The organism is Paenibacillus sp. Y5S-9, assembly GCF_036894235.1.
Taxonomy (GTDB): domain Bacteria; phylum Bacillota; class Bacilli; order Paenibacillales; family Paenibacillaceae; genus Paenibacillus.
Map to the genome: position 1 here is coordinate 1,103,130 of NZ_CP145887.1, position 26,722 is coordinate 1,129,851.

Below are 26,722 nucleotides of genomic sequence, written 5' to 3' on the forward strand. Positions count from 1 at the left end.
TGTAGAGTCATTTGTTCAATTTATATAGCATAATCCAATAGCAAAACCCGGAGCATACGCTCGTTAGCGTAACTCCGGGTTAGCTTATAGACGGATTATCTTATTGCCAGTTTACATTTACAGTCGCAGTACCGCTGGTTGGTGTGGTGAACGTGTGGTTGGAACCACCTTCCCACGTAATGGTTGCACCATTCTTCTTGAAGAATTTGAACTCCAGTTGTTTCCCGGCTGGCACGCTCACATCATAGTACCAAGTTGGGTAGGCATGGATAACTTGATTGAAAGCAGGGCCAATAGCTGTTGTGCCCGTACTCCAGTTGCCGAGTTCTGCCACATTACCTGTCAGATAGATGTTCTGACCCAGTGTGGTGGAAGCATTGTTAATGACGAATCGTACAGTGACCTGATCACCCGTAAGGATGGTGAAGTTGTTATACGCATTGCTGTTGACGCCATTCGCAGCTACTTTTACAGCATAATTGCCTGCTGCAACTGCTGGGATCGTCACTTTGATCTGTGTATCTTCCCAGGATGTGATCGCAGCACCGGTAACGGCTGTTGTACCGAAGTATACTGTGCCTTTGGTGGCACCGAATCCACGTCCGCTAATGGTAACGACATTACCCGGTTTGCCCATGACCGGACCTACATGTCCGATCGTAGGTGTTGTTTCGCTTGTTGTATACTGCCAGACCGCGGTTGCTCCGGCTGCCAGTGTGAATGAAGAGATGTTGCCATTGGTGGAAGTGATGTTATTACCGTTCAGTGCGCCGCCCAGTACATCGGTGTAGTTGCCAGTTGGCAGTGAAGTGCTTAGATTTGCAATGCTTGCTGGTGTGGAGAGATTACGGTTCACCGCAACAACAGCTACACTTTTGCCAAATTTGCGCTCATAGACGTACACATCATTATTGATCCAGCGTTGTTGAGTGGAGCCGTAGGCAATCGCCGGATTGGATTTGCGAAGAGGGGCCAGCTTGCTGATCACATTGAAGGCCGTCGTTGTTTTGGAGAAGGAAGGCATTTTGGCCCGGTTATCAGGGTCCCCGTTACCTGTCAGATACTGCTCGGTACCATAATAGATAGCAGGTACGCCGCGTGAAGTCAGCGTGAAGGCCAGCGCCTGTTCAAGACGACGGTTGTTCACGGCACTTGTTTTGAACCGATCCATATCATGGTTGTCGATGAACGTAACTTGATCATTCACCTGATTGTAATCTGCCGCTGTGCCTGTAATCATCGAATCGAGGGCATACATGTTGGATGTGTTATCCCGGAAGACGTTACGTACGGCAGAATTAAAGCGGAAATCAAGCAAGCTCATCCCGGATTCATTGGCAAATTCCGTGTTATCCGCATCAGATGCAGCAGATCCGAGGAACCATTCACCAAAGGTGAATACAGGTTTATGTGCATAGATGGAGGACATCCAGCTCTTTTGCCATCCGAGAGGCATATGTTTCACCGCATCAACGCGAATGCCATCCACGCCCATATCAAGCCATAGTTTGATTGCGTCTTTGAAATATTGGTCAATAGTATTGTTGTTGTGATTCAGGTCAGCGAGGTCATAGAGGTTTTTGTAGATACCATTCTCCAGGGAGGAAAAATCGGAGCCGCCGTTGTGATGGAAATATCCATTTGTATCATTGGTGTATCCGCCAACAAGATTACCATTATCGTACAACTTGCCATTCTCAGCAAAGGAGGTATCGGTCTCCATGGCAGGAGATGTGTGGTTTGGGGCAAAGTCAATGACGATCTTGATGCCTTTGGCATGAGCGGTTGTAATTAGATTTTGAAAATCAGTCATCGTTCCGAAATACGGATTGGTCTTCTTGAAATCACGTGCCCAGTAGCCATGATACGCTGTGTTGATCACGCCGCCGTAGTTGATTGTGGCGAAGATATTTTCGACTGGTTGGGAGATCCACAGTGCCGTAACGCCCAGATCGCTAAAATAGTTATCGTTGATTTTGTTGATCAAACCCTGCCAGTCGCCTCCGCAATACAACTTCAGGTTACTACAAGTGGCATCGTAGGCAGCTCCGGTAGGATTGTTGGAAGGATTGCCGTCCAGGAAGCGATCTGTAAAGATCTGATAGATGACGTCTGTACTAAAGTTCTGCTTGTTGGTAACCGCGGTATCCGCATCGGCATAGATCGCTGAAGCAGGCAGATAGGGAAGTGCGCCCCCTGCAAGCAAACTGAGTGTCAGTGTTGTGCTGAGGAGTACGCGTTTGGCCATTTGAAACATAGTAATCCACCCTTCTCGTGAATGTAGTAGTTTAGATAAACAACCAACCTGGCTCTTGAATAATAGCGCTTTCAATACAACAGAGTGTTACGCAGTGGATTGAAGACTTCCCTCCTTTTGACACGCTAACAACCCCGGCATCTCCTTCGGGAGTTACCGGGGTTGTCCTAAACCGCTCAGGTTTAAAAGCATGGCCCTCGAGTTATGATCACAACGTTATCGTAAGAAATATTGGATCTTATGTCAATAACTTTTTTGGGAGCATTTATTTTCTAATTTTATGTTTACAAAAGCATGTCCGGGGATTTAAACTATTCGCAGATTCACAATATAAGGGCTATGTATCCCGGAACACTTACGTGTGTTCTGGGACAACCCCGTCTCTTCTGAGGCGGGGTTATTTGTTTGTATTATGCAGTCGAATCGGGAGAAGAGAGGCGGTTGATGATCGTTGAGTACCCATTCTGTCATTGAATGTTTGGAAGGCATTCAGGCATCGCGGCTGGGCAATATCCGCAACATTTATGTGTACCTCCCGCCTGGTTACCATGAGCAGACAGCCCGGCATTACCCAGTTCTGTATGTTCATGCAGGGCAGCGGGCTTTTGGTCCATCCGGGCCAGGCAATGAAACATGGAATATGGACCAGGCAGCAGACGGTCTTATTTCCTCCGGGCAGATTGAATCCCTGATTATTGTCGGCATTACGCATGTCCGTCCAGTCACACACAACGAATTCTATCACTTCATCGCTCCGGAGAGAGAGGCCGTGAGTGTGGGTTGCTCAGGCATCGCCTATGAGCATTTCATCATTCATGAACTCAAGCCGATCATTGATCATCGTTATCGGACGCTGCCGGACAAGTCGAATACCGGGCTGTTGGGTTCATCTGCCGCAGCGCTTTGTACATTGCACATGGGGATGCGAAATCCGGATGTTTTCGGAAAACTGATCATGATGTCGCCATTCTATGTGGATGTGCAGCTGGACGACACATCGGAAAGTGGACTGTTGGAAGAGAACATGTATCGCTTGCCAGAAGAGGTACCCGACGTTCGAATGTGGATGGATATTGGAGATACGGAAGGTCTGTTTCTGCCTTCCCAGGTCAGAAGGGTAGCTCATCAATTACTTGAACGCGGAGTAGGATCGGATGAGGAATTGGCATTTCTGGAACAGCAGGATGCCTGTCATCAGGAAGGTGACTGGGGAGCACGCGTTCATCTCCCGTTACTATACATGTTCGGCCACGTGGGTAAGCCCTCTTCGCTCAAACTGCTTGGAAGGGATGCCATCGGACTACAGGGTGGAATGACCGTGTGTATCAATGCGCAAATACACTACGAGAGCGGATTGGTTCAGAGTCTGCTGCATGGCAATTATACTTCAAGTGACCCGGGTGTCATCCAGGTTCGTTCGAGTGGAGAGCTGGTGCCTGTTGGTATTGGGAGTGCATCCATCACGCTAACTTTGGGGGAACTGTCTACTACACGCATCTACACGGTTGTTCCTGAATTGTCCACTCATGTGGAGGTCTGCATTCATGCAGAGGTAACCTCAGAGGAAGAGCCGGAGGAAACGATATATGGTGGGATGGGCATGAAGCTTGTCCGTTCCGGTAAAGGTCGATATCAGGGTTGTTACCAAGTCCCGCGTGATAGTGGGTTCTCCTTCCGATTTACTCGCGGTTTCCGTCGTTTCGAGACCGATGTGGATGGCAAGCCTATTGCCAATCGGGTATTTCGAGCGACAGATGATATGTCTGTGCATTACCTAATCCAATCCTGGGGCAGTACGTCAGCCAAAACGGGAACAGGAGGCCCAAAATGATCATTCCTTCATTCGCTCCAGTGCTGGACATTCCCTATTATTATCCCTGCAATTTCCCTCTGATTCATGAAGTGCTCCATCGACAAGGATCTATCACAAGTCTTGCACTGCTGGCGGCAAGTCGGTTGTACAGCCTTCCTTCGTGCGGGGGTAACGGACTGGTGAAGCCTTATTTTCACAAACTGGATTATGTAGAGCCGATCTGGGAGATGTATGGTCAGCGGCAGCTAGACAGCTTCGAGGAGGGCAAGGCGCAGATCAGGCAGCATATCGGCGAAGGTGGGCTTTTTTTGGCTACAGGAACCAGTTATCATCTGCCTTATTGTGAAGATTATCAGAACCCTGAGTACATTCGCAAACACGTGAAGCAAGGCTCCCGACTGCATCTGGTAGACCATTGGATTGCCGTATATGGTTTGGAAGATGAGCATGTTCACGTCTACGATCCCGTGCCCTCCAAGTATAAGGGGAAGGTTGCTCAAGCAGCCTTTCATGACTTCTGGAAAGGGAACCAGAGCATACCCGAGCTTGCGCAGGCCAAGCGCAAAGAAGAACTCCGAACGTTTGGCACCATGGACATTCGGGCGACTGTGAAGCTTGACTCTGCCGGTTACCGAGAGATGTTGATCCAGGCGTTAACAACGCAGATTGAAGAATTTCTGACAGGCCGGACGATTACACAGAGAGAGCGGAATTTTCATTTTGGACATGCGGTGTCTCTGCAGCTCTTAGATGCGTTACATGCGGCGAATGAAGAGGATCAAGCCAATGAAATGTTAATATCCGGTCTGCTGTTTGATATGCGATGGAGTCGGTATTTTCTTCGAGATCTTCTTCAGGAGTCTGCCTTATGGCTCGGTTCTCCACTTGATCAATATGCGAGAGAATTCAGCGACATCATTGCACGGTGGGAGAAGGCCTACAATATGCTGCAGGTCAGCCGGATGAAGCAGCGTGAGCACTGGAGAGTGCAGCTAACAGGTGTCATTAAAATGTTGGTCACGGATGAATGGCACTGGTATGAGTCACTTCGACAGTCCATACCTCGGGCAGATTGCTTCCCACGTCAGGCTGTGTCGATGATTGGACAAGAACACAGGGAGGATTTGCTCCGTATCGTATTGGATAGTTGTCGGGAGTTAAACGCGTACCAAAATACATCGATTCCACTTGGTGAGGGTGGTAACGCTCCACTGTACGGACGAAGTGGGCAACTGGATTCGCTGGAACTCGTATCATTACTTGCAGTGGTAGAGCAGGGAATCGAAGATCGATGGGGGACGGGAATGGGAGCTGCTCTGTCGGAGATAGCTGCTGCCTCCATGCCGGAAAGTCCCTATCAGACTGTAGGCTCACTTGTTGAATATCTCGCACAGCAATGGACGCCTGCCCGAGAGGAGGATGCAAGATGTTGAACCAATTCTTGCTTGAGCGATTCGCGGAGCAGGGACAGCAACCTGCGCTGATCTGGAGGGAACAGGAGTACAGTTACCGTTGGCTGCTGGAACAGGTTGGCATCATGAGTGAGTGGATTACAGCAGAAGGGCTGGCTGGGCAACTTGTAACGCTGGAGGAAGACTATTCTCCCTATGCAGCGGCAGCATTGATTGCTTTGCTCGGACAAGGCTGTATTGTGCTTTCCATGGATCGTTACCTGGTTGAAGCCAAACGAGAGGAATATATCCAACTGGCACAGGTGAAATGGCGTTTGGGCGTTGAAGAAGGCAAGTTGTGCATTCGGCAAACGTGTGAATCCTCTGGAGAGGTTCCCGTGTTGTTATCCTCGCTGGCACAGGAGGGCGTAGGGGGCCTAGTACTCTTTTCATCCGGATCAACCGGAGTGAGTAAAGCGACTGTGCATCGTGCAGATCGGCTGTTACATCGTTTTCGGCGGCAGGTTCGGCCCTTGCGAACGATTCCATTTATGATGTTTGATCATATCGGCGGTGTGAATACAATGCTGCAATCCCTGTCCAGTGGGGGCTGTCTTTGTATCATTGCGGATCGATCTCCCGAAGAAGTGTGCCGAACGATTGAGAAGTTTCGTGTGCAGGCTCTTCCGGTCTCTCCAACATTCATGAATCTGTTGCTGCTGGGCAGAAATGATGAAGGGTATGACTTGTCCAGTCTTGAGGTTGTATCATATGGATCGGAAGTGATGCCTGAATCCGTACTGGCAGCCTGGAACCGGAGATTTCCACAGATCAGGACGATACAAGCCTATGGCATGTCTGAACTTGGCATTCTGCCAACCCGCTCCAAAGAGCCAGGCTCGTTGCTGTTTTCCATTCAAGACGAAGGGGTCAAGTACCGGGTGGTGGAAGGAGAATTGCAGATTCATACGGATACCGCGATGATTGGATATTTGAATGCACCATCACCCTTTACAGAGGATGGGTGGCTGCGAACTGGCGATGAAGCTGTGCTGGAGCAGGGGTACATTCGTATTCTGGGACGTCGTTCCGAGATCATTAACGTAGGGGGACGGAAAGTGTATCCTGCCGAGGTCGAGGGTGTTCTGGAAGAGATGGAATGTATTGAAGCGGCCGTAGTTTCGGGAGAACAGAGTGGTATCACGGGTCAGAGGGTGAAGGTGACTATCCGGCTGGCTACAGAATGTACTCTCACCGATCTGCGGCGATCCATCTGGGAATATTGTCAGGACAAGCTGCCTTCATACAAGATTCCGCAGAAAATCGTAATTACACAGGGAGCGCTCGTAAGTTCAAGAATGAAAAAAATACGAAAACCGATGACTTCGGCACCCTTCGCCTCGGCTGGGAAATAGGTCGCTGCCATCAATGAGTATCAGGCGGGAGAGTAGAGTAGTGAACTTTAACCTATCTGGAAACACAAAAGGGAACAGAAAAGGTGCTGCCTCGAAGAGTTTCACCTTGCTTGAATCGGTATCGCTAACGAACCTCAAACATCGTATTGAGTGGATAATCAAGAAAAGTAAAACCTAACGAATCTCAGTAACGTTATTGCTTCAAAAATACGGATTCTGGTCTCGAAAATAGACCTATTGGACGAAATAAGCTCTCTCTGATTCGTTAGACATTTAGCCCGCGTATAATAAAGCAAATAACGTGTGCTGGGTTCGTTAGGGTATGAAGTATAAGATGCACAAGACGTACAAGATGCAGAAGAGGCTGTCCTTGGTCGTCAATATGACCTGGAGGACAGCCTCTTTGAAGTTATTTTCCCTTGTTAGCTGTATTTACCTCAAGCCTCAGCTGGTTGTTTCACCTCAAGTTGCATCAGGGAGAATCCGTATGCTTCCAGATCAAGGGTCAGTTTATTTTGCCGAGCTTCCACGGTGTTTGATGTAAACAGATTTCGCCAGACGTTACGATCTGCCAAAGGAAGTTCAAGGGTACACGGCTCATCACCCGCATTAAGAACAAGAAGCATACGCTCACCCGTATGCGAATCCAATCGTTCGATGGCAAGACAAGGGTCCCCGGCTTTTGCATATACAATCTTCAGTTCTGTGCTGCGCAGGGCAGGGTGCTGTTTGCGAAGGGCAATCGTACGGGTGAAGAATTCCAGAAGCTCGCGATTCTGCTTGGTCTCATCCCACTCCATACACTTGCGGCAACCCGGATCATATCCTCCATCAAGTCCCACTTCGTCTCCATAATAGATACATGGCACACCTGGATACGTAAGCAACAACGTAACGGCAAGTTTCATCTTGCGCTCGTCTCCATCACATAAAGTCAGCAGTCTGGGTGTATCATGACTTCCAAGCAGATTGAAGGCCGCTTCTGTTACAGGCTGTGAATAGGCTGCGAGCAGTTTACCGATCTCATTGGCAAATGCTAGGCCGTCGAGCTTGCCGTGCACCGTATAGTCCAATACCGAGTTGGTAAACGGATAATTCATCACGGCATCGAACTGGTCTCCCTGAAGCCACATGAGCGAATCATGCCAGATCTCACCAAGCAAATAGGCGTCAGGCTTGATGGCTTTTACCGTCTGACGGAATTCGCGCCAGAATTGATGATCCACCTCATTTGCTACATCGAGCCGCCATCCGTCAATGTCCATCTCCTCAATCCAGAAACGTCCTACCTCCAGCAAATATGCCTTCACTTCAGGGTGTTCCGTATTCAGCTTGGGCATAAGCGGTTCAAAGGCAAAGGTGTCATAAGTTGGTATACCATCCTCCACACGTGGCGGCCAGTCTTTGATATAGAACCAGTCTGCGTAGGGGGAAGCGGCTCCATTCTTCATGACATCGACAAAAGGAGGAAACTCTCTGCCGGAATGATTGAATACCGCATCCAGAACAACGCGTATGCCGCGCTGATGACAGGCATCCACAAACGCCTTGAACTGTTCATTGGTTCCAAAGTGAGGATCAACTTTCATGTAATCGCCTGTATTGTATTTGTGATTCGTAGTGGCCTCGAACAGCGGACAGAAGTAGATGGCATTGATGCCAAGCTGGCTTATATGATCCAGATGATCAAGCACACCTTGGAGATCCCCGCCGAAGAAGTTCACCGGTGTAGGTTCCCCTCCCCAGGGTTCAGGATTTTTGGGACTGATGGATGGATCGCCATTGGCATAACGTTCAGGGAAAATCTGATAAAACACAGCATCCTTAACCCAAGCAGGCGGCTCAAAAATGTCGACCGGGTTCATAAATGGAAAATCAAAGAATTCAAGTGGATGATCAGGCAGCGCCTGCTCGAATCCGCGCTCTGTCATCCAGACCGATTCCTCTCCCTGAATCAGTTGGAAACCATACCGTAATCTGCGATAGGGAGGTGAAGTCTCGGCTTCCCAATAATCGAACATTTCATCCCGGGCAAAGATGTGCATGGGAATGTGTGTAATCGTCCGATCCCAGGCATATTTGTCTCCGGTAATGGCAATCACCGCATCCAGGTCCCCGCGTTTGGACCGAAGTCGGAGGTGCATGGTCGAGCGGTCATAAGCATAGGACCAATTGAGTTTGGGGCGATGGTAAATGGCTTCAAGAATCATGTGAATCACTCCTCGTCAGATGATGAAATTCAGATAAAAGTGGCCATTAAACGCAAAAAAGGCACAACCTCTATTGTTCACGAGGTTGTACCTTTCGGCAGCATAGCCTTTTGATTATAGTGCTATTATACGAACTAACACAGCAAAAGAAAACACTTTTTTTCCTTAAATTTCAAATTGTTTTATTCGAAATGTAGGACGCATATCTGCAATTACTGTTTTTTATAAATCAAATCCAAGTTTATTAGCGTATGCAGAGAATTCTTTGTGAAACTTCTCGATATTTTTCTTCCCGGCATCAATTTTGGCATTGGATTGTTTCAGGATAGCGCTGTTTACCGTTGTTTTGGAGACCGCTTTTTTAGCGAGTTGGAATCCTTCCAGCTGTGTATAGCTACCTTTGATCAGGTTGGCATGGATTTTTTGCAATTCCGTAGTTTGAGGTTTAATCAGCTTTAGCTTGGATACATATTTGGTGTAGTTAGGAATCGCTGTGTTGGTCAGTTTCAAGAAAACGGACTTGCGATTGGATGATGTAATGTAAAATCCACCTCCCAAAGCATTGAAGGCTTTCTCTTCATATACCGATGCCATATCCAACTGATCAAGGTAGCTCAGGAAATCTTCTTCTTCGACTGTAGGGATCGGTTCTTGTTCTGACGTGTCCACTTCTTCATAGTAATCGTCTTCCGAATATGTAGTGGTTGAGTCATCCGCAGCAGAGACGTAGGACCCTGCAGGTGCAAATACCCCGCCAAGCAAGACAAAACTCATAATGATTGATAGTACCCATGATTTCTTCACGTGTTAATATCCCCTATCTATAGATGTGATTTTATTCCAATGGATAATCTAACATAGTGCGACAAGAAATTACAGGAATTGTTTTACAGTAAATACCTTGGTTGAATGCATATGATTGAATAAGTATCCACCAGCAAAAAGGGCATGTATTAGATGAAGCTAAAAGTAAGAAGAGAGATTTGTATATTTATCAGGTGAGAAAAAAATTACATATATGGTTTATGTGTAGGCATATTGTATCGATATATATTGTATTGATTTAGTTAATATATCTTTCTTTAATGTTGTTTTATGAAGTTTCAGAGTTCGACAGGGAGTGAGAAGTTTTTCCAAATAAAATGCTTGTATAATGATTTCATCTCCATTACAATACAATTGATAATGAGATTCAATATCATTTACATAAAAAAGGGGAGACGGATTTCATGTATAAAGTAAAGAAAAAGCTATACATTTATGCAGCACTTATTCTGATGATTTCACTACTTGCTGGCTGTGCTTCGAGTGGAAGTGCTGAGACAACGAATACATCCAGCCAAGCTGCAAGCAGCAATGAGAGCAATAATGAAAGTGATGCAAGTGCCAGTGCGACTGAAGATCAGACCCGAGTGATCAAACATGCTATGGGCGAAACCACAATCAAGGGAACTCCGCAAAAGATTGTTACACTGTTCCAAGGTGCGAATGATGTTGTCGTTGCACTTGGCGTGAAACCGACTGGCGTGGTTGAATCCTGGGTTCAGCAGCCAGTCTACGAATATCTGAGAGCAGATCTGGACGGAGTAACACAAGTGGGTCAGGAATCCCAGCCCAATCTGGAAGAGATCAACAAGTTGAAACCGGACTTGATTATTGCTACGAAGATCAGACATGAAGAGATTTATGAGCAATTGTCCCAGATCGCACCAACGGTAGTGACGGAGACGCTGTTTGATTGGAAAGAAACGGTGAAAATAGCGGGTGAAGCGATGAATACGGTTGAGCAGTCGGATAAACTGTTGTCTGATTGGGATGCCCGTGTAGCAGATTTCAAAGAGAAGATGGGTGATCGTCTGCCAATCGAAGCAACCATTACGAACTTTAGAGCAGATCAGGTTCGTATTTTCTACATGGGTTATGCAGGTAAAATTCTGAATGAGCTCGGATTCACCAGACCCGAAGGACATGATGCAGATACATGGGGCGTTGAATTGACTTCCAAAGAGAACATTCCGGATATGAATGCAGACATGATCTTTAACTTCAATTCAGGCACCGAAACCGATGCGATTCAGAAAAATTATGATGATTGGACTAGCAGTCCTCTGTGGAAAAACCTTGATGCAGTCAAGAACAATCAACTGGTTCAAGTCGATGAAGTGGCCTGGAACATGGCAGGTGGATACACATCGGCCAACATGATGCTGGACGATCTATATAAGCAGTTCAACCTGAACTAACTAACAGGAGCAGGACCTGCCATGCACCAGGACATTCGTTAACGAAGTGTATGGGCAGGCAGGTCCTTTTTCATTTTACAGATGAAAGAGTGAGAGTATGTTTCCCCTTTTTACAAAGGCAAGCGCCAAGATCTATGGGCTGGCTGGTTTATTCATATTACTTCTATTTGCCTGTCTAGCTAGTATGATTCTGGGACGCACGCATATCACGTTTCAGATGGCATGGGATGCACTGCAATTCTATGACGAGAGTTCTGTGGAACATGTGGTTCTGCTGACGGAACGGTTGCCACGTACAGTGATTGCTGCTGTTGTAGGAGCAAGTTTGGCCGTGGCAGGTGGACTGATGCAGGCATTGACACGTAACCCGCTGGCATCACCAAGTGTGTTCGGGATCAATGCAGGTGCGATCTTTTTTATTGTTATTGCCATTGTTGTATTGTCCGTATCTTCGCTCACCACCATGATGTGGTTTGGTTTTGCAGGTGCTGCTGTAGCCGCGGCAATTGTATATGGGCTAGGTTCCCTCGGTCGTGATGGCCTGACACCAATCAAAATTGTATTGGCAGGTACGGCAATCTCCGCGTTATTTGCCTCGTTCACACAGGCCATTTTGGTGCTCGATGGAACCGGATTGCAGGATGTACTGTTTTGGCTTGCCGGTTCAGTAAGTGGTCGGACGTTGGAAATGTTATATCCTGTTCTGCCATACATGACAGCCGCAGCTATTGTCGCTCTGTTCATGGGCAGAGCCATCAATCTACTCTTGACGGGTGACGATATCGCCAAAGGGATGGGACAGAATGTACTTTTGGTCAAGGTGCTCATGGGAATTGTTACTGTGTTGCTGGCGGGTGGTTCAGTTGCCGTAGCCGGCTCAATCGGTCTTGTTGGTCTGGTTGTCCCGCATATCATGCGTGCACTGGTAGGCAACGATTACCGCTGGCTCGTTCCTTACTCTATTGTAGGGGGAGCGATTCTGCTGCTATCCGCGGATGTGGTTGCACGGCTGGTGATCATGCCGCAGGAAGTTCCACTCGGTGTCATGACTGCACTGATTGGCGGACCCTTCTTCGTCTATATTGCCCGCAAGGGGGTGACGAAGATATGAGGAAGCTGTTGACTTTCCGCAACAAAAAAGACACCGTTTCGGTGCAAATGGAACGAAAATCATTGGTTGTCATCAGTGTATGTATCCTCTTGTTCCTGATGGCAGGAGTGGTCGGTACCAGTGTAGGCAGTGACTTTATTTCTCCGCTGGATGTGCTTCGAACGATATTTGGTCTGAATGAAGGGGAGCATGACTTCGTCGTGCTGACCTTAAGACTGCCACGGGTGTTATTATCTCTGCTCGTAGGAGCAGCCCTCGGTATGTCAGGTGCGCTCCTGCAAGGTATTATCCGTAACCCGCTGGCATCACCGGATGTCATCGGTATTACTGGCGGTGCAGCTGTTGCGGCTGTAGGTTTTGTTACATTGCTGGGCGGAGCGGTGAGCATCAAGTTGTTACCACTGTTCGCCATCGCTGGCGCAATTGTGACGGCATTGATTATCTATATGTTTGCTTGGAAAAAGGGAGTCAGTCCGATCCGCCTGGTGCTGATCGGGATAGGAGTGTCAGCCATTACCGGAGCTGGAACAACCTTTATGTTGATCCTGAGTCCGTTCTACACGGCAGGTCAAGCCTATATCTGGCTGACTGGAAGTGTGTACGGAGCATCCTGGACCGATGTCCGAACCATTCTCCCGGTTATCATTATTGTTGTTCCTTTGGCGATCTGGTTCGCCCGCAGCCTGAATGCACAAGAATTCGGGGACGATCTGGCCACAGGGCTGGGTGTAACGGTACAGTGGCATCGTTCTGCATTGCTGTTATGCAGTGTACTGCTGGCAGGAATTGCCGTGGCGGTTGCCGGAACCATTGGTTTTGTTGGTCTAATTGCTCCACATATTGCTCGGAAGCTGGTTGGCCGGATGTTTGGCAGTATGCTGATCGTGTCCGGACTGGTTGGTGCTCTGCTTGTATTTGCCGCAGATCTCATAGCCCGTACGGCCTTTCTACCGCTTGACGTTCCCGCAGGGGTATTCACTGCAGGTGTAGGCGCACCATTTTTCCTGTATTTGTTATTCAAGAATCGAAATCAGTTTTGAGGAGGAGAGAGCTGTGAGTATTCTGGAAGCCAAGGAGCTTACGATCTCCTATGGAGCAGATCCCATTATTGAAAATTTGAACCTGATCATTCCCAAGGGACAGATTACTGTCCTGATTGGCAGCAACGGCTGTGGCAAATCTACGCTGCTGCGTACGATGGCCCGGTTGCTGAAATCCAGCTCCGGTTCGGTGCTGCTGGATGGCGAAGAGATTGCAAAGCTGCCAACCAAGGAAATTTCAAGACGCATGTCCATCCTGCCACAGGGCCCGACCGCTCCGGAAGGCTTGACGGTGAATCAACTGGTTAAGCAAGGACGTTATCCACATCAAACATGGTTGAAGCAATGGTCACGAGAGGATGAGCGTATGGTCAAGCTGGCACTGGAGTCCACACATCTGACTGAACTCGCGGATCGGCCTGTGGATGCATTGTCTGGTGGGCAGCGTCAGCGTGCCTGGATTGCGATGACCCTCGCGCAGGGCACCGAAACGCTGCTGCTGGATGAACCAACAACCTATCTGGATATGACACATCAGATTGATATCCTCGATCTGTTGTTTGAGCTGAATGAACGGGAAGGACGCACGATTGTTATGGTACTTCATGATCTGAATCTGGCATGTCGTTATGCGCATCACATTGTGGCTGTTCACAACAAGTCCATCTACGCAGAAGGTAAACCGGAAGATATTGTTACACAGGACATGGTCCGTAAAGTCTTCCAGATGGAGTGTGAGATTGCAATCGATCCACTGTTCGGCACACCAACCTGTATCCCGCATGGACGGGGAAGGAAGCTGAATGGAGAACAGCGTTATACACAACTGGCTTGAGGATCAGAAAGTCTGCTTTTGATTCGTTCAATAGTTATTCAAAACTCCAAATCAACTCCATTGTATGATCATACAGATGACAAATTAGGCAAGCCGTTGGTAAAACCATGCCCCAGGCTTGCCCGGTTTGTTGTGCCTATTATTCGATAAAAGCATGTCTACTTCGACTCAAACCTACACTAAATTAAATCTTATTTTTCCTTAAAAGTTTATTATTGACAATATAGATCGAATTGCCATAAAATAGATTTTATATGATATTGATAATCATTATCAATATCGGTATCAGCATATAATTAAAATAAAAATTGATGAACGTATGAGCAATATAAGTTGAATTAATCATTTACATGCAACGGAGAGGACAGAAAAAACCTGAAAAAGCGAAGCGTTCGCCTTTATCCCCGGATTTTTCCCTTGAGAAAAGGGAATCAAAAAATCTGGGGATAACAGCGATTGGAAGGTTGTTCTGTCATTGTAGTGTCAGCGTAAATAATCTTTAATTCAACTTATATAGGAGCGAGTACCTTCATTCGATCGAGGAGGATTTTCAGTGTTTCCGAAAGGGATTCATAATCTGCAAAACCGACTCATTATAAGCAAAGCGAGAGAAATGGGCATCACCTGTGAGCCACTTCTTGAGGGATGCGAAGATTTTCTGAAGCTGTCTGTAGGGGACAGGCAGATCATCATTAACAAAACCAGATCTCATCGTCTGCCGTTAATCGCTGGACTGCTCGCGAAGAACAAGCAGGCATGTAATATGTTGCTGCATGAACAGGGAATGCCTGTACCATCGTTTATTGTGATCCCGGAGATGGGGAGCGAAGCAGTAGCTTTTCTGAATAGATATGGTTCCATTGTAGTGAAACCGCTGGATGCGAGCAGCAGCATGGGCGTGACGCTGGATGTGCGTACTCCAGATGAACTGGAGGCAGCCATTCGTCTTGCGAGTGTCCATGGCAGCAGTATTATGTTGCAGCAATATGTGACCGGAATCGATTACAGAGTGCTGGTTATTAACGGTGAAGTAGCCGCTGTGAATGAGTATCGACCTGTCTATGTCGAGGGAGACGGGACTTCAACCGTTCGGGCGTTAATTGAGCAGTTGAATCAGGAACGAATCGAGATGACACCCATTGGCGAGTATGAAGCTTTTCCTCAGGTTGATGTAGAAACGGAACGAGTGCTGGAGGTATTACATGCACAAGGGACAACTCTGGATGAAGTTCCTGCCGCTGGAAAAGAAATCGAGTTATATGATCTCCGCAATTCTGCCGCCGGAAAAATCAGTGAATTCTACAAGGATTGTACCGAAATCATTCATCCTGAAAATGCCCGAATGATCATTCAAGCGGCCAAAACTCTTCAGATTGATGTAGCAGGAGTCGATGTTCGTTGTTGTGATATCCGCACTCCAATCTCCAGAGAACAAGGGGGCATTCTGGAAGTGAACGCCTTGCCAGATCTGACGCACCACGTCTTTCCCCATGGTGGAACAACTCGTGATGTGGTTCGGTTATACCTGGAATACCTGTGTCAGGAGCAACTTGAATATAAAATGTATAGCTTATAACAACGTATAGATGACAATGTATAACGGATAACGGATAACGGATAACAGATGACGGATACCATTATGTATAATTCGGACCTTACATGATTTTGAACCAATACCATGTCATATGCAAAATGAAGAACAAGAATCACAGGCAGCAGGTTCAGCCTGAATCGATTATAAGGAGCGTTAGAGGGCTATGTCAGTAGAGGTGCAGACGGAATATCTGAAGATGCAAAATGAGAAGGAATCCAATGCAAGATCGTACCCCAGACATTTCCCGCTTGTCATTAGCAAGGCCCAAGGGGTGAAGATTACCGATACGGAAGGCCGCGTATTCTACGATTGCCTGGCTGGTGCAGGAACATTGGCGCTGGGGCATAACCATGACACGGTGGTCAACGCCATTCGCGATGTTCTGGATCAGCAGATTCCGCTTCATACACTGGATTTGGCAACGCCGCTGAAGCTTGCATATATGCAAGAACTGTTTTCCATTCTTCCGGCAGAGATGCGAGACAAAGCCAAAATCCAGTTCTGTGGTCCAACCGGAGCCGATGCAGTAGAAGCAGCCATTAAGCTGGTCAAACATGCAACAGGTGGCAAGTCCATTCTTGCCTTTCAAGGAGGTTATCACGGTTCAACACAAGCGACGATGTCGATGAGTGGCAACCTGAGCAAGAAACAGCATTTGCAAAGCCTGCTACCCGATGTTCATTTTCTGCCGTTTCCTTATGAATACCGCTGCCCATTTGGTGTTGGTGAAGGCATGACGGCCCGGTTGAGCGCACAGTATATCGAGAACCTGCTCGATGATTGCGAGAGCGGTATTGCCGCACCGTGTGGGGTCATTGTGGAAACGGTTCAGGGCGAAGGCGGGGCGATTCCGGCAGACATTGAATGGCTGAGGGAGCTGCGCCGAATCACAGCAGAGCGAAGCATTCCGCTCATCATCGACGAAGTGCAGACAGGCATTGGACGGACAGGGCGGATGTTTTCATTTGAACATGCCGGAATTGTACCTGATGTAATCATCTGCTCCAAAGCCGTTGGCGGAAGTCTGCCTATGTCTGTTGTCATCTACCGGGAAGAGCTGGACCAATGGCAACCTGGTGCACACACAGGTACGTTCCGTGGCAATCAGCTGGCCATGGCAGCGGGACTTGCGACACTTCGTTATATTCGGGAACAGGATGTTCTACACAACGTTCATCTGCGCAGTGAGCAGTTCATGAATCAACTGAATGCATTGAAAGAGCAGTATGCAGAGATTGGTGATGTGCGTGGCAGAGGGTTGATGATTGGTGTTGAGGTGGTTAATCCGGCAGGAAGCAAGGATCGTCTGGGACATTATCTGCCTAATGGTTCGCTGGCTGAGTCTATTCAGCGTGAATGTTTCAAGAATGGATTAATTGTGGAACTGGGCGGGCGTCATTCAGCTGTTGTTCGTTTTCTGCCGCCGCTGAATATTACGGAGCAAGAAACGAGTGCAATCCTGGCGATCTTTGAGAAATCGGTAGCTGAAGCGATTGCCTTAGCAACGGCTGCATGTTGAAGCTATTCCTGATGAAAAGGCATGCAGTATTACTCGCGATTCTGATCGGTGCCTTTTCGCTGGTACTGACCAACAGTGCATTTAACCTGCTGCTGCCTTATTTTGTGCAATACTATCAGATCTCTACCACAGCAGGCGGATGGATTATCGCGCTGTACATGCTCGCCATGACGTTAACAATGCCGCTGGCTTCCCTGATTGTGGACCGACTGGGGCGTAAGCAGACGTATATGTTGGGCATCAGTATCTATGGACTGTTCTCGGTAGCAGGTGCGTTGTTTTATCACTCTATTGAGGTACTGTTGCTGGTTCGTTTCATGCATGGCGTTGCCGCGGGGCTGATGATTCCGCTATCACTTGTGTTGCTGTTTGACGTCTACGGACCGGAGGTAAGGGGACGAATTACCGGAGCGTGGGGCTTGCTGCTTATGCTGGCTCCGGCTGCCGGTCCAACGCTGGGTGGTTTCATCATTCAGTATGGACGGCTTGAAATGTTGTTCTGGCTCAATGTGCCACTGGCTGTGTTCTCGTTGATCGGCTGCGGTCGAGTCATTCAGACCTATATTCCTGCCCGCAGGAAAAAATGGCATCCGACCAGTGTCATGCTCCTGATCTGCTCGGTAGGTGCCCTTAGTCTGGGGGTACAGTTGTACGCAAGTCCTGTCGTGGCAGTATGGGTACCATGGATGCTGATTGCGCTCGGTGTGGTGCTGCTCATTCGTTTTGTCCAGACCGAGAACAGTCGCAAGGAACCACTGATCCGGTACCAGTTGTTGCGGCGTAATGCTGTCTTTCCGCTGACGGTATTGATCTCGACTATTCAGGATTGTGTCATGTTTGGCGTGATCTTTGCATTGCCGTTATTGTTCCAGGACGTTTTCCACCTATCGCCGGCCCTGTCCGGTGCACTGTTCATTCCCTTATCGATCTGTACAAGTCTATTCATGTGGATTGGCGGCAGCTTGCTGGATCGCGGTCGGTCCATGCATTTTATCGCATGGGGGACGTTGCTGGTTTCGATATCGATCTTATCGTTTGCGGTTCTGCCCATGGGAGCGTCAATATGGATCATCGGTATGCTCATGGCGTGGCGTGGAATTGGTGTTGGTCTGTCAGGCATGAGCATCTCTGCGATTGGTCTGCAAGCATTACCGGACGAAGACATGCACGAAGGCTCGGTGTTATCAACCACGATTGAGCGTCTGGCTTCTTCGTTTGCGGTGATGGGCTTGACCCTGTATTACGATATGCGTTGGCAATGGCTTGCCGGGGCAGGAACGTCCATGGAGATGGCAAAATGGGGAGCGCTCAAAGAGATCTGTATCGGACTTGGCTGCGCCATACTGCTTACACTTCCCCTGGTCTTACTTATAACCCGAAAGAAGGTTGGCATCATTGTTCGAGATGGAAAACAAGCTCCGGTCTGAAGCTGAGCAGCAGGCCCATGAACATTCGTGCAAGCTGCTGTTGAACTGTTACATCCGTGAGCTTGCGCTAGAGAAGGAAAGCGATATTCGTATCAATCCGAGTACGCTGACGTACGCTGTTGCTTTTCAAGCTAGTAGGGTGAAGGTGACAGGACGCTTGTCTTATTACTCTGCCATGGGGGAGCATGAATACCTCAGCATGGAATCTGGCGGGGAAGCGGTGCATTATAGCGACCTGGTTCATTGGATCACATCTGAGCTAAGCGGGAATGGGGAACAGGGGGCGAGTTGGGATCAACATGGAATGAAGAAAAGTGTGATGGAGATGAAGAGTTCACTTGAGCTGGAGAATGTACATCCATGGGATGAGAATACGAATCGCGTAGAGGCGGCGTATGCCAGAGATTTTGCACAAAAGGTAGATAACAGTGTCGGTAACCTTACATTGTATATCGAACAAGCGGCCGGTCTCGACATCCACGACTATCGCACATCGGAACAGTCACTGTTGTATGGTCACCCTTTCCATCCGTTTCCGAAGAACTCCAAAGGCTTCAGCAAGCAGGATGTACAGAAGTACAGCCCGGAGTTACGGACATCATTTCAACTCTGTTATATCGCTGTGAGACAGGATGTCTATATGCAGGAATGGGTGGATGACGACGCGGCAATGGATTTGCATGACCTCCTGCAGAGCCATGTGGAGCCTATTTTAAAAGAAAAGAGTGGAATGTATGGGCTGCTGCCTGTCCATCCATGGCAATACGCGTACATATCACGGTTGACCGAGATACAGCACTATATTCGAGATCAAAAATTAATTCTGCTCGGCAGTGCGGGACCAACCGTCTATCCAACCTCTTCGGTCCGTACAGTTTATGTTCCCGAATGGAACTGCAATATCAAGTTGTCACTGAATATGCAGATCACCAACATGATTCGCACCAATAGTGCCGAGCAGATGCGCAGAACACTGGATGCCTCCAAGTACGTCAGGCAGCATGACTGCTTCGTTGCTGAACCGAACACACATATTGCGTATGAGACAGGTGTAGCCACTTGTGCTTTTGAAGATGAAGAGTTAACCAGTCTGTTTACGATAGCTTATCGGCCCATTGAGTTTGATGTTGAGAATACGCATGTCTTATCCAGTCTGGTTGAGTCACCACTTCCCGGGATGCGGTCGAGACTGATGACGATGCTGGGTGGTGGACGTGACATAGCTGAGCGCTGGCTGGATCGATATCTGCAATGTTCTCTGCTGCCGATTGTACGAGCGGCGGGAGAGAAAGGCATTCATTTTGAAGCCCATTTGCAGAATACCCTTGTGACCTTAAAGGATGGGTTGCCTGTGGAGTTTATCGTCCGCGATCTGGAAGGGGTCAGTGTAGATGAGGAACTTATAAGTGAGCAGGATCATGCTGCGTCCGATTTATTATTTTATTCGCGAGAGAAAGCCTGGGCGCGGACATCGTACTATTTTATCGTCAATCACCTTGGGTCTCTGATTCATGCCATGGCGCGAGATGTGAACCTCCCGGAGGAGCATTTCTGGAAGCAAGTACGTGAGGTGCTTGTGGAGGAACTGGAAAGAACGGGCAATGCATATGTGCAACATCTGCTGACAACGGATGCATTTCTGGCCAAACAAAATTTGGTGAGTTGTCTAAGGGGGATTAGCCAGACCCCGGCCTACGTGCCGGTGAGCAATGTAATGAAACGAATAGGGAGTGAAGTGCGTGGGAGTCGTGGGATACAGGGCTGAAGCAGGCGGCAGGACAGAAGCAGTATACGTGGGTGTACAGGAACGGATTATGCGGCAGACGTTGGAGGCGATGTGGTTCGAAGGCATTCTGGACAGTCATGTAAGTGGGAGCGAATGGCGAACCAGCGGCCTTACATCTTCCGGCGATTCTGTGGCGTACACGTGTGAAGCGGAGCGAAAGTTTTCATTTGGCCGGGTGAAGGTGAAGAAGGGTTCGATTCAAAGGGAAGGCTTACTCTGCACCGATCTGGATCTGTTTTTGGAGGAAATTGTGCTAAACGCTTTGAAGGGTGCAAATGTCACGGCTTTTATCCAGGAACTGCTCGAAACGATGGCAAAGGACAGTCAGTGCCGGGCCACATTACCCTTGAATATTCCGAGTGAGGATCGGCATTATGATGCGCTTGAAAGTCACATGACCGACGGTCATCTGTATCATCCGAGCTATAAGTCGAGGTTAGGATTTTCTTTGAAAGACAATCTGGCCTATGGCCCTGAATTTAACTTGGAGGTTGCATTAGTCTGGGTTGCTGTGAAAAAAGAATTTGCTCAGACCGCTGTATCCGCAGGGTATAGCTCTGAAAAATTGGTGGGGCAACATCTGACCGCAGAGGATATGCAGCGATTTCAACAGATCCTGCAACAACAAGGTCGTACGGACACGGGTGAGACCGCCAACGCATATGCGGCGACTGCAGATCAGTTTGGGAGCAGTGCCGAGGTTGGTGAAAGCGTTGGAGAGACAATCCAAGCGAAGCTTCATGAGGCAGTTTGTGAAAAAGGCGAAACAGTCCGTAGTTCGGGTAATGAAGACGGCAAGGTTGGTATAGGAATAGGTTCTGACATTGGTGATCGATATGTATTCATTCCGGTTCATCCATGGCAGTGGGAGCATCAGTTGGAGTCGGTATATGCCCGTCAGCTGATGGATGGGGACATCGTGTACCTCGGTCCATCGTCTTCGCCCTATCGCGCGCAGCAGTCGATCCGTTCACTCTCGAACCGGATGAATCCGGAAGCCCCTTACATCAAACTGGCACTCAGCATCACCAACACGTCGAGCACCCGTATTCTGGCACAGCATACGACCCAGAACGCGCCATTGATCAGCGATTGGCTGGATAATCTCGTTCGTGAAGATGAGCTGTTACAGCAGGCGCAGTTTGGCATTTTAAAAGAAATTATGGGGCTGTCGTTCCGATATGAGCAGTTGCCTGCAACCCAGTATGGACGTGCATACGGTACGCTCGGTGCCATCTGGCGGGAGAATGTATCTGGTCATCTGAAGCCAGTTGAGACGGCGTGGCCGCTGAATGCGCTGATGTTGGTACAACAGGATGGTGTTCCATTTATCCAGGATGCTGTAGAACGACATGGTGTGGAAAAGTGGAGCGAGGCTCTGGTTCGCACAGTTACACTGCCGATTATTCATCTGCTCTATGCACACGGGATTGCGCTGGAATCTCATGCTCAAAATATTATTTTGGTACTGGAAGATGATCTGCCAAAACGAATCATTATCAAGGATCTGCATGATGGTGTTCGCTATGTACCGGATCAACTGTTGCACCCGGAACGGGCACCGAAGCTGAACCCGGAGCCGGAAACCCACCGCAAGTTCAATCGGTATTCATTCATCTATGCCGGAGATGTGTCGGAAGTCCGTGACTATACGTATGACGCATTCTTCTTTATCTGTATGACGGATATTGCGCTGGCTTTGGAGAAGTTTGGTTTGTCAGAGGAAACGTTCTGGCAGCTGTGCGCAGGTGTAATTGTAGATTATCAGCGAGAGCACCCGGAGTATACGAAACGGTTTGTGGCATTTGACCTTTTTGCCGAAGATGCACTGATCGAAGAGATGACCAAGCGCCGTCTGTATGGGGATGGAGAGTTATATTTCCGCAAAGCGAGCAATCCGCTCAAAATATCAAAGGATGCACTTGAATCAAAGAGAACACCCGAATTAAAGGGAATCGTCGAATGAGGATTAACACGCTGAAGGAAAAAATTGCACGCAAACAGCCTGTCTATGGCCTTTTTGTATCCATACCACACCCGGTCATCATTGAGATGATCGGACATGCGGAATATGATTTTGTCATTATTGACCTGGAACATGCCGCAACATCGATGGAATCGGTGGAAGAGTTGGTCCGTGCGGCGGAACTAGTCGGCCTAACCCCGCTGGTACGTATCTCGAAAGTGGAGCGAGCGGAGATTCTTAAAGTGCTGGACTGTGGCGCCCAAGGTATCGTTATTCCACATGTCGAGCAACTGGAGCAGGTGGAGGAAGCGATTCGTTACGCCTACTATCATCCGGTTGGCATGCGTAGCTTGAATAGTGGTCGACCCGGTGTATTTGGGAAATATCCGCTCACGGGATACATTGAGGAAGCAAACCAACAGGTGATGGTTGTTCCCATGATCGAAAGTGTGGAGGGCGTTCGGCAAAGTGCACAGATTCTGTCTCACCCTCAGGTGAGTTTTGTATTGGAAGGGGCAGCGGATATGTCTCAATCCCTCGGCGTGCCATGGCAGACAGAGCACCCGGATGTGAGACGTGCGCTGGATGAATTGCATGCTACTGCGCAACAGTGCGAAGTACCTTATGCAACGGTCATCAGAGGTGTGGAAGACATGTCACTCTGGGATGAGCGGGGAGTCCATATATACGTGCTGGGTGATGATCGGAATACGGCGTTTCGGGCGTATGCCCAAAAACGGAATGACTACAGGAATGCGGGTGGGCAGATATGAAACCTAGTGTATGGCAGGCGATGGATGAACTGCAACGCAGAATGGAAGAACCGGTATGTGCGTATGTCTACGATCTGGCTGGCATTCAGGAACAGGTACGTCAGATGTTGGGCAGCATGCCCGGCAACACACAGTTGTTCTACGCTATTAAGGCAAATCCAGATCCGCGGATTATTGAGGCATTGCTTCCAGTTGTGAAGGGCTTTGAAGTGGCTTCAATTGGAGAGTTGCTCAAGGTTAGAGCTGTAAGCCGTGAGGTTCCGATTCTGTTTGGAGGTCCGGGTAAAAAGGAGAGTGAGCTGCGTCTGGCGATCGAGCATGGCGTGAGCTACATCCATGTGGAGAGTCTGCTGGAGTTGCGGCGCATCATTGCGATTGCGAAAGAGAGAGCGAAGGAGCATGAGCAGGGGAGCAGGCAAAGGCATGAGTGGGAACTGAAGCAGGAGCAGAGATATGCGCAAGAGTATGGCGAGGAACTGATTCAAGGACAGAAGCAAGCGCAGGAGGTTCGTATTCTGCTCCGAATCAATCTGCGAAGCAGTACGTTACCCCGGACGAAGATTGTCATGGGCGGTGGGCCGAGTCCTTTTGGAATCGATGAAGAGGCGGTGGAAGAAGCGATTGAACTCATTCGTGTGGAAGGCGCGGGTGTGGTTCGGTTAAGCGGATTCCATTTTCACTCTTTGTCTAACAATATGGACGCCAGGCTGCACGCCGAGATGATCGAGCTGTATTTGCTGAAGGTGGAGCAGTGGCAGCAGCAGTATGATCTTCCTGTGGAAGTGGTGAATGCAGGAGGCGGGTTTGGTGTGACTTACGACGGCAGTCCCGGATTCAACTGGCCCTTGTTCACTTCCCTGCTGGAGCAAAGTGAAGCCAGAGAGCGCCTTGCTTCACGCGGAGGTCAGCTGTATTTTGAATCGGGTCGACTGCTGGTGGCAGACCACGGGTATTACGCAGCAGAGGTTACGGATATCAAAACCTCTCATGATCAGTATTTTGCCGTGTTAAGGGGAGGTACGCACCATAATCGACTGCCTGCTTCATGGGGACATAACCATCCGTTTCAGATTATGGAGACGGACCGTTGGAAGTATTCATTTGCCCGTCCAGAGGTAAGAGATCGTCGAGTCCATATCGTAGGTGAGCTATGCACACCCAAGGATCGCATGCATTCCGATGCGGAGGTAGCACTGCTGCGCGTGGGAGATATTGTTTTGTTTGAAAAGTCTGGGGCTTATTGCTGGACCATCTCGCATCATGATTTTCTGGGGCATCCGCACCCGGCATTCCATTATCTAACGGAGGACAATAATCATGTCAACACTGATGAAGCGTTCCAGTCTGCAAGCCGCTGAACGCCGGATTATGGCGGATCTGATGAATTCATTTTTGTCGGAGCAATTACTCCCACTGGAGGATAACCCATTCATTGATTTTGCCGAAGCACCTGCACCGTTCCGTCGATTGTACAAGGGATATGACAGCGAAGAGACCAATCAGAATGTAGCGTCTCGCTATAGATTGCACACTCAAGGTGTACTGTGTCTGGTTGAGACAGGAGTGAGACAGGGGACTCAATGGGTTCAGGGTTCACCAATCTACGAGGAGAAAGCAGATGGAAGCTGGGTTCTACTTGATTCTCCGGCAGAGGTTGGACGTGCAGTGTTGCAGAGGGCTTTGTCAGATGAAGCCTATGCACAACCCGGAGTGGCGGAATTCCTGGTTAGTCTGGACATTGCTGTGGAGCAGTTTGCTTTGGGCTGGGAACAAGTCCAGTATCTGTCCGCCAACGTTCCGGCATCTGCTTATGAATGGTTTATCAAAGGTGAACGTGTTGCTGCATTGCGGGATCGTCCATTTCACCCATCATCCAAAGCCAAAGTGGGATTTAATGCAGAAGATGTCACACGGTATGCAGCGGAATTCGGGAAGGCGATTTCGCTACGCTGGGTGGCTATACGGCTGGATGCTGTGCAGCAAGGTTTCGAAGATGGACTGTCCATTTTGGACATGTTAGACGATGTTCAGCGCGGAGTGGTGGAAGCCGAGTTTGCCCGAAAAGGGATCACGTTGGACGAATATCTGCCCATGCCTGTTCATCCGTGGCAATTGGAACATGTGATACTGCCTCGCTTCACGGGGGAGATCGAAGAGGGCAGCATTGTCGTATTGGACATAGAAGTGGGCGACGTACAGGCCACATCCTCTCTGCGCTCGATGGCTCCGTCAACTGAATCCACCCTAATGCTCAAGCTACCGGTTAGTGTGCTGTCTCTTGGGGCTGCTCGTTATCTTCCGGTAGTCAAACTGTTGAATGGTCTTGCCGGAGAACGGATGTTAAGACAGGCCGTTGCCTGTGACGAGACGTTGAAGGACAAGGTGTATATGTGCGAAGAGCAGAACTGGTGGGGCTTGATGCCAGAATCCATGGGACTGTTCGATGATCATCCCCGGCATCTGGCTGCACAGATTCGTGTATATCCCGCTGAATTGCTTAATGAAGCCTACAAAGTAATCCCAATGGCCGCACTGGGTGTGAATCTGGAAGGGCATCATCTATTAACCGAGATTCTGGGGGGTAACCTGAGCAGCGCGGATGTCCTAGACTTTTATACGAGTATAGCTACTACGTTTTATGATATCGTGATGCGTCTGTTCAAGGTGGGCGTTGTACCCGAGATTCATGGTCAGAACTGCTGTCTGGTGTTGAAGGATAATGAGGTAAAAGGTCTCTTGTTCCGCGATCATGATTCCGTGCGTCTGCATCAGCCTTATCTGGACAAACATGGCATTGCAGACCCTGCCTATCATATTCGCCCAGGCTACTCGAACAGCCTGTATAATGAGACGGTTCAGAAGCTGATTTTCTATGTGCAGTCTTTGGGGACGCAGGTGAATCTGGCTGCGATCATGGGGGCACTTAGCGAGGTGTATCACATCCCGGAAACGAAGTTATGGGAGATCACGGAGCAGGCTTGGAAGGAAGCGCTGCACCAAGTGCAGCTTCCTGAATCCGACCGGGTCGCGCTTGCTCATGCGATATTCGAGAGCGAGGAGTGGCCCGTGAAATTAGTTGTCCGTCCGCTGCTTGAAGCGGACGGGGTGCCTGGCGCGATGCCATCGGGCAAAGGCATAGGGTGGAACCCTTTTTACAAGGGATAGAGATTTAAAGATGTATAAAACATATTCAAAGAAGAGGTGACTTGAGGTAATTCAAGTCACCTTTTAGATTTGCTTAACAATAATCTTGCAGTTCGAAGTGTAATAAATTACTGAACTATATACAGTCTTCATGCAGGGAATGTCATTTCCATGCCGAAACTTCTAATTAAGTTAGAA

Annotated in this window: 18 protein-coding genes; 15 read left to right on the plus strand and 3 right to left on the minus strand. The window is 48.7% G+C overall.

The features are described from left to right. Positions 1-100: 100 nt before the first annotated feature. Entirely contained in the window at positions 101-2,257 is a 2,157-nt protein-coding gene (locus tag V6669_RS04840; protein WP_338591233.1) for an alpha-amylase family glycosyl hydrolase, read from the minus strand. Positions 2,258-2,708: 451 nt separating this feature from the next. Here V6669_RS04840 and V6669_RS04845 point away from each other — a divergent pair, with 451 nt between their 5' ends. The 3 genes from V6669_RS04845 to V6669_RS04855 are packed head-to-tail and all read left to right on the plus strand — an operon-like array spanning position 2,709 to position 6,876. Beyond that, positions 2,709-4,088, plus strand: a complete 1,380-nt coding sequence (locus tag V6669_RS04845) for an alpha/beta hydrolase-fold protein (protein WP_338591235.1) — start codon at positions 2,709-2,711, stop codon at positions 4,086-4,088. Then, positions 4,085-5,503 (plus strand): hypothetical protein, encoded by a 1,419-nt coding sequence (locus V6669_RS04850; RefSeq protein WP_338591237.1) that lies wholly within the window; start codon positions 4,085-4,087, stop codon positions 5,501-5,503. The genes V6669_RS04845 and V6669_RS04850 overlap by 4 nt, the downstream gene beginning before the upstream one ends. Next, positions 5,497-6,876 carry a fatty acid--CoA ligase family protein gene (locus V6669_RS04855; protein WP_338591239.1) on the plus strand — a complete coding sequence of 460 codons (1,380 nt, stop codon included), beginning with the start codon at positions 5,497-5,499 and terminating at the stop codon, positions 6,874-6,876. Before V6669_RS04850 ends, V6669_RS04855 begins: the two co-directional genes overlap by 7 nt. 437 nt (positions 6,877-7,313) lie before the next feature. On the opposite strand, the gene V6669_RS04860 is transcribed toward V6669_RS04855, so the two are convergent. Further along, positions 7,314-9,086 carry an alpha-glycosidase gene (locus tag V6669_RS04860; RefSeq protein ID WP_338591241.1) on the minus strand — a complete coding sequence of 591 codons (1,773 nt, stop codon included), beginning with the start codon at positions 9,084-9,086 and terminating at the stop codon, positions 7,314-7,316. Positions 9,087-9,308: 222 nt separating this feature from the next. Then, on the minus strand, positions 9,309-9,890 hold the full coding sequence (locus V6669_RS04865) for a hypothetical protein (protein ID WP_338591243.1): 582 nt from the start codon (positions 9,888-9,890) through the stop codon (positions 9,309-9,311). 425 nt (positions 9,891-10,315) lie between these two features. Here V6669_RS04865 and V6669_RS04870 point away from each other — a divergent pair, with 425 nt between their 5' ends. From V6669_RS04870 to V6669_RS04925, 12 genes are all read left to right on the plus strand, one after another. After that, positions 10,316-11,329 (plus strand): iron-siderophore ABC transporter substrate-binding protein, encoded by a 1,014-nt coding sequence (locus V6669_RS04870; protein WP_338591245.1) that lies wholly within the window; start codon positions 10,316-10,318, stop codon positions 11,327-11,329. A gap of 97 nt (positions 11,330-11,426) precedes the next feature. Then, positions 11,427-12,440 carry an iron ABC transporter permease gene (locus V6669_RS04875; protein ID WP_338591247.1) on the plus strand — a complete coding sequence of 338 codons (1,014 nt, stop codon included), beginning with the start codon at positions 11,427-11,429 and terminating at the stop codon, positions 12,438-12,440. Continuing rightward, complete coding sequence (locus V6669_RS04880) at positions 12,437-13,480, plus strand: iron ABC transporter permease (RefSeq protein ID WP_338591249.1); 1,044 nt, start codon at positions 12,437-12,439, stop codon at positions 13,478-13,480. Before V6669_RS04875 ends, V6669_RS04880 begins: the two co-directional genes overlap by 4 nt. Before the next feature lie 13 nt (positions 13,481-13,493). After that, positions 13,494-14,315: an ABC transporter ATP-binding protein gene (locus V6669_RS04885; RefSeq protein WP_338591251.1), complete on the plus strand. Its 822-nt coding sequence runs from the start codon at positions 13,494-13,496 to the stop codon at positions 14,313-14,315. A 553-nt stretch (positions 14,316-14,868) separates the two neighbouring features. After that, positions 14,869-15,891 carry a hypothetical protein gene (locus tag V6669_RS04890; RefSeq protein ID WP_338591253.1) on the plus strand — a complete coding sequence of 341 codons (1,023 nt, stop codon included), beginning with the start codon at positions 14,869-14,871 and terminating at the stop codon, positions 15,889-15,891. Between the two features lie 181 nt (positions 15,892-16,072). After that, positions 16,073-17,428 (plus strand): diaminobutyrate--2-oxoglutarate transaminase, encoded by a 1,356-nt coding sequence (locus tag V6669_RS04895; RefSeq protein WP_338591255.1) that lies wholly within the window; start codon positions 16,073-16,075, stop codon positions 17,426-17,428. Positions 17,429-17,439: 11 nt separating this feature from the next. Then, the gene (locus V6669_RS04900; protein WP_338591257.1) at positions 17,440-18,855 is read left to right on the plus strand and encodes an MFS transporter; all 1,416 of its coding nucleotides are present in this window, start codon (positions 17,440-17,442) and stop codon (positions 18,853-18,855) included. After that, complete coding sequence (locus tag V6669_RS04905) at positions 18,833-20,620, plus strand: IucA/IucC family protein (protein ID WP_338594841.1); 1,788 nt, start codon at positions 18,833-18,835, stop codon at positions 20,618-20,620. Before V6669_RS04900 ends, V6669_RS04905 begins: the two co-directional genes overlap by 23 nt. Then, positions 20,595-22,607 (plus strand): IucA/IucC family protein, encoded by a 2,013-nt coding sequence (locus V6669_RS04910; protein WP_338591259.1) that lies wholly within the window; start codon positions 20,595-20,597, stop codon positions 22,605-22,607. The genes V6669_RS04905 and V6669_RS04910 overlap by 26 nt, the downstream gene beginning before the upstream one ends. After that, entirely contained in the window at positions 22,604-23,380 is a 777-nt protein-coding gene (locus tag V6669_RS04915) for an aldolase/citrate lyase family protein (RefSeq protein WP_338591261.1), read from the plus strand. The genes V6669_RS04910 and V6669_RS04915 overlap by 4 nt, the downstream gene beginning before the upstream one ends. Next, on the plus strand, positions 23,377-24,738 hold the full coding sequence (locus V6669_RS04920; protein ID WP_338591264.1) for a type III PLP-dependent enzyme: 1,362 nt from the start codon (positions 23,377-23,379) through the stop codon (positions 24,736-24,738). The genes V6669_RS04915 and V6669_RS04920 overlap by 4 nt, the downstream gene beginning before the upstream one ends. Beyond that, entirely contained in the window at positions 24,698-26,545 is a 1,848-nt protein-coding gene (locus V6669_RS04925) for an IucA/IucC family protein (RefSeq protein WP_338591267.1), read from the plus strand. The genes V6669_RS04920 and V6669_RS04925 overlap by 41 nt, the downstream gene beginning before the upstream one ends. The last annotated feature ends 177 nt before the right edge of the window (positions 26,546-26,722 follow it).